Source organism: Brasilonema bromeliae SPC951, from assembly GCF_012912135.1.
GTDB classification, from domain to species: Bacteria; Cyanobacteriota; Cyanobacteriia; order Cyanobacteriales; family Nostocaceae; genus Brasilonema; species Brasilonema bromeliae.
Genome location: NZ_QMEB01000022.1, coordinates 1 through 4,470 on the forward strand (window position 1 = coordinate 1; position 4,470 = coordinate 4,470).

The window sequence follows — 4,470 nt, forward strand, 5'->3', positions numbered from 1 at the left end:
TAATTATGAAACTATCTTTTAAAGATATTCAGTTTATTATTGAAGCAATTGATTACTTAAAAAAACTATATGAATCCCGCCTAAACAATGAAAATCTAGATGATGATGAGATATCGGATCTTGGCAATGATTGTATGTTTTTGGAAGCGCTGCGTGTAGATTTAGAAAAGAATTTAAAGCAAGTTGTACCACAAAATGAAAATAGTTTGCAATCAGATTTACTAAATTTATCAGCACAGAATTTAAAACAATCTGTTCAGCAATTACCAATTAGTCAGCGTTTAGTTTTGGTAGATGCGATTACTGAATCAATTAGGCAAGAATTATCGCTAATTCAGAGGTAATTGATGTGATATTGAAATTGCAAATCATACAGGCGATCGCCCGAGGTGGGGGCTTGCGCATCGCATTCCATCCCATCAACTTTAATAAAAGCGTATCCCACCAAAATGCGATCTACAGCAAAGCAGCAGCGCTAGCCCCGATAGGCGTAGCCGTGCCGTAGGCATAGGGGGCGCACTCTCGGACGCTATCGCACTAATCCATCAATCCAATAAATGCGTAGACGCACAGGGCTTATCGTCAGACATCACACTTTCTCCCATCAATCCAAATGCGATCTGCCGCTATGCTGCAGCGAAGCTATCGCTTTGGGACTTTGGATATACTGAAAATAGAAAGAACTAGCCAAGAACAATTAGAATGCATGACAAATCGTGAAGAATTGATCCAGGAACTCGAACAAGCTCCTGATGATATAGTCCAGTCAGTACTGGATTTTTTTCGTAGGATAAAAGCAACACGCAAAACTCATCCCCTCGCAAAATTTGCAGGTATTTTAAGTGATGTCGAAGCGGAAGAATTAAAACGGGCGATCGCAACAGAATGTCGGCAGGTGGATGTGAATGAGTGGTGAGATTGCCCTAGATACCTCTGTGGCAGTGCGTTTTTTGAATGGAGACACAGCGATCGTTTCACGGGTACTAGCATTCCCAGAGGTGATTCTGCCTACCGTCGTAGTGGGGGAGTTACTTTTTGGTGCGGAAAACTCTACTCGTCCATTACAAAATTTACCTCGTTATCTGGAGTTTATTGAGGCTTGTGTAGTTCTGCCATTAGGTCGAGAAACAGCAGTAGTCTATGCTCAAACCCGACTGGCTTTGAAACGGAAGGGACGACCAATTCCAATGAATGATGTTTGGATTGCGGCACAATGTTTAGAGCAGGGTTGGATATTGGTGACAGATGATACAGACTTTGACTATGTTGATGGCTTGATGTTAGAGCGTTGGTAGTTCAATCTAAGGATTTATGGCTCAATCGTATTCCAACCCAAACTAAATGCGATGGTCGAAGACCGCTCCTCCGGAGCATCGCACTTTCCTCAAACTAACCAAAATGCGTAGACGCGCAGCGGTGAAGCAGCGTGAATGACCGCTTTCCCGACAGAGGCGACTGTGTTCGCGTAGCGTCTCCGCAGGAGATACCCGAAGGGCTTGTCGTCAGACATCGCACTCTCCTCAAAACCACCGAAACGCGATCACCGCAGGTGGCAGCTTCCGCATCGCACAAATCTGAACATCACAAATGCGATCACACTATCCTCAACATCACACTTGTGATCGCACTTTAAAACTTAAGCTATGGTTTTTTTACTTCCTTTGCGGAAAATACTGAATTTAGAATATAACTATGTAATAATAAGCAAATAAAATGCCACCTTCTAGAGGTATTACATGGAACCATTTACTGCTGGTGCGATCGCTGTTGGCACTATAGTTGCCACTAAAGCATTAGAAAAAACAACCGAAAAGGGAACAGAAATTTTATTGGATAAAGCCGGTAAGTTCTTAGTTACCCTAAAAAAACACTCTCCTCATACTGTAATTGCTCTTGAGAAAGCGCCACAAAAACCACTCGATTATGGCAAAGCTGTACTTGAAGTGGAATCTGCGGCTAAGGCTAATCGTGAAGTGGCTCAAGCTGTACAGGAATTAGCAACAGCAGCACAAGCTAATCGACCATCAAACTTGGTTGAAATTTTGAGAGAAATCAAAGCATCTGTGGAAAAATCTCAGCAATCGTACCCTTCAACATTTATACAGAACATTGAAAAAGCTATTAATGCCGCCCAAAACCAAACAATTGATCAAAGATATAGTACTTTTAATGTCTGACTACAGTCGCCCGAATGGGAATGGGTAAAGTTAAATCCCCCAAAATATGTTTCTTACCAAGGTGTCACTAACTTTAAACGTAGGAAATTATTGATATCTGTATTTTTTACTTTGATTGGTGCGGGAGGGGCTACAATCTTCAACAGTAAATTAGGAGACGGTTGGACATCGAGTAAAAAAAAAGAAGTCAATTCCTCTCCTCCTACTGTGCCAACTCAAAAACCTCCTGAAGTAACCCCAAAACCTGAATCTCCTCCTCCTATAAAAACTAATATTCCAGCTTTGACAGAGGATAGCTTCTCCTTTGAGACAGTCAAAGTCAATGAACGAGGTGAAGTTATCAAGCGAGAGTCGAAGGCTACATCAATGTGGATTGAAGGTTTAGGTGAGCGAATAAAACTAGAGATGGTCTATATTCCAGCTGGAACTTTTATTATGGGGTCTCCAGGGGATGAAAAAGGGCGTCAAAGGAATGAGGAACCACGGCGTGAAGTGACAATTCAGCCTTTTTTAATGGGGCGATATACAGTTACCCAAGCTCAGTGGAGGTATGTTTCTACACTACCAAGAGTCCAAATTGATTTGGCATCAGATCCATCTTATTTCAAAGGTGATCTACGACCAGTTGAACGAATCTCCTGGTATGAAGCAAGGGAATTTTGTGCTCGTCTTAGCAAGGCGACTAATAGGGAATATCGGTTACCAAGCGAGTCCGAATGGGAATATGCTTGTCGGGCAGGGACAACAACGCCTTTTTACTTTGGTGAGACCATTACAACAGAGTTAGCTAACTATGATGGGAGCCTCGTATATGGTCGAGGATCAAAAGGCATATACCGAGAAAAAACAACGGAAGTGGAGACGTTTCCAGCCAATGCCTATGGTTTATTCGATATGCATGGAAATATTTGGGAATGGTGTGCGGATCACTTTCATGAAAATTACAAGAGAGCGTTAAGAAATGAAACTGCCTGGTTATCTAGTGATGAGAATGCTAGGAGAGTTATACGTGGCGGCTCTTGGTATAGCTCACCAAAGTTTTGTCGCTCTGCTAATCGAACTCCCCTCCCCCCACACGAACGTGGTGATCCATCGGGGATAGAAGGGACTGGATTTCGCATCGTCTGTGTACCTGAGAGCAACCTTTTTCAATAACACAAGGTATCTAACAGAAAAGTTAAGACACATAACAATTGAAGAACTTATAAAGAAGTATGCCCTAGAAACTAGAGCATACCTTTCTCACTTTTATTTTCTGAAAAATGCGGAAATTTGACCTCTTCGCACCCCAGAAAATCTTTACTTTCTACCAATTTCGCTCAGTGATTCCGCAGCATCCGCAGCCTCACCTGCACCTACAGCAGATAGTGCCACAGTAACAAGTACTGCACCAACTTTTAATGCTGCGGGTAGCCAACCTCCACCTTCCGAAGGAGCACTAGCAGCATTCTTAGCCACATCCTGTATCCGATTATTCATAGACATAGATTTACTCCATTGCTCAACAGTTTTACGGAACAATCATAGTTATTAATACAAGGAATTATGTATGGGTTCCGGAAAATCGCGTATCCCAGTTTTCTGTTCCAATGATACTTCTACCCCTAACTATTCCAAATTTTGCAGTCCCATTGCAATCTTGCTGTGCTTTTCTATTTGTCCCATCACTTGTTTTGCCCGTGCAATCACAACCTTTGGTAAACCAGCCAACCTTCCCGCTTCAATCCCATAAGACTTATCCGCACCTCCTGGTTGGACTTGGTGCAAAAAGATAATTTGGTCAGCTAACTCCTTCACAGTCACCTGGTAATTAGCAATATTTGGCAACAGCGAAGCCAACTCATTTAACTCATGGTAGTGCGTTGCAAAAATCGTCCGCGCCAGAATCTCCGTTGCAATGTACTCCGCCACCGCCCAAGCAATAGAAAGACCATCAAACGTCGCAGTTCCCCTGCCAATCTCATCCAACAACACCAGTGATCTCGACGTTGCATGGTTGAGAATATTCGCCGTCTCATTCATCTCCACCATAAAAGTAGATTGACCAGTCGCCAAATCATCTACTGCACCTACACGAGTGAAAATGCGATCGCACACCCCCAACCTAGCAGATCCAGCAGGCACAAAACTACCAATCTGCGCCATCAACTGAATTAACCCCACCTGACGCAAATAACAACTCTTACCACTCGCATTCGGACCAGTAAGGATGATAAGGTCAGGATGGAGGGAGTGAGAGAGTGAGGGAGTGAGAGAAGTTTCCTTCCCTCTTTCTCTCCCTCCTGTTTCCCTT

General features: G+C 43.1%; 9 protein-coding genes. 7 read left to right on the forward strand and 2 right to left on the reverse strand.

The window, feature by feature from the left end:
• The 7 genes from DP116_RS04740 to DP116_RS04770 all read left to right on the forward strand — a co-directional run.
• Positions 1-344, forward strand: a 344-nt coding sequence (locus DP116_RS04740; protein WP_246275483.1) for a hypothetical protein, incomplete at its 5' end; no start/stop codon positions are given.
• A gap of 5 nt (positions 345-349) precedes the next feature.
• The gene (locus tag DP116_RS04745) at positions 350-505 is read left to right on the forward strand and encodes a hypothetical protein (protein WP_169154079.1); all 156 of its coding nucleotides are present in this window, start codon (positions 350-352) and stop codon (positions 503-505) included.
• Between the two features lie 123 nt (positions 506-628).
• A complete protein-coding gene (locus DP116_RS04750; protein ID WP_246275484.1) occupies positions 629-916 on the forward strand; it encodes a hypothetical protein in 288 nt (95 codons plus the stop codon).
• Positions 906-1,295, forward strand: a complete 390-nt coding sequence (locus DP116_RS04755; protein WP_169154080.1) for a type II toxin-antitoxin system VapC family toxin — start codon at positions 906-908, stop codon at positions 1,293-1,295. Before DP116_RS04750 ends, DP116_RS04755 begins: the two co-directional genes overlap by 11 nt.
• 131 nt (positions 1,296-1,426) lie before the next feature.
• On the forward strand, positions 1,427-1,633 hold the full coding sequence (locus DP116_RS04760) for a hypothetical protein (RefSeq protein WP_169154081.1): 207 nt from the start codon (positions 1,427-1,429) through the stop codon (positions 1,631-1,633).
• A gap of 103 nt (positions 1,634-1,736) precedes the next feature.
• Positions 1,737-2,177, forward strand: coding sequence for a P-loop NTPase family protein (locus tag DP116_RS04765; RefSeq protein ID WP_048866886.1), 441 nt, complete (start codon positions 1,737-1,739; stop codon positions 2,175-2,177).
• Positions 2,178-2,267: 90 nt separating this feature from the next.
• Entirely contained in the window at positions 2,268-3,332 is a 1,065-nt protein-coding gene (locus DP116_RS04770) for a formylglycine-generating enzyme family protein (protein WP_246275485.1), read from the forward strand.
• A gap of 144 nt (positions 3,333-3,476) precedes the next feature.
• Here DP116_RS04770 and DP116_RS04775 read toward each other — a convergent pair whose 3' ends face one another.
• The gene (locus DP116_RS04775) at positions 3,477-3,662 is read right to left on the reverse strand and encodes a hypothetical protein (protein WP_169154082.1); all 186 of its coding nucleotides are present in this window, start codon (positions 3,660-3,662) and stop codon (positions 3,477-3,479) included.
• A gap of 123 nt (positions 3,663-3,785) precedes the next feature.
• Positions 3,786-4,470, reverse strand: a 685-nt coding sequence (locus tag DP116_RS29025) for a MutS-related protein (RefSeq protein ID WP_439330034.1), incomplete at its 5' end; no start/stop codon positions are given.

Coding starts and splice junctions, on each gene's coding strand:
- DP116_RS04755 (WP_169154080.1), top strand. CDS start 906: ATGAGTGGTGAGATTGCCCTAGATACCTCTGTGGCAGTGCGTTTTTTG.
- DP116_RS04765 (WP_048866886.1), top strand. CDS start 1,737: ATGGAACCATTTACTGCTGGTGCGATCGCTGTTGGCACTATAGTTGCC.
- DP116_RS04775 (WP_169154082.1), bottom strand. CDS start 3,662: ATGTCTATGAATAATCGGATACAGGATGTGGCTAAGAATGCTGCTAGT.
- DP116_RS04750 (WP_246275484.1), top strand. CDS start 629: ATGCTGCAGCGAAGCTATCGCTTTGGGACTTTGGATATACTGAAAATA.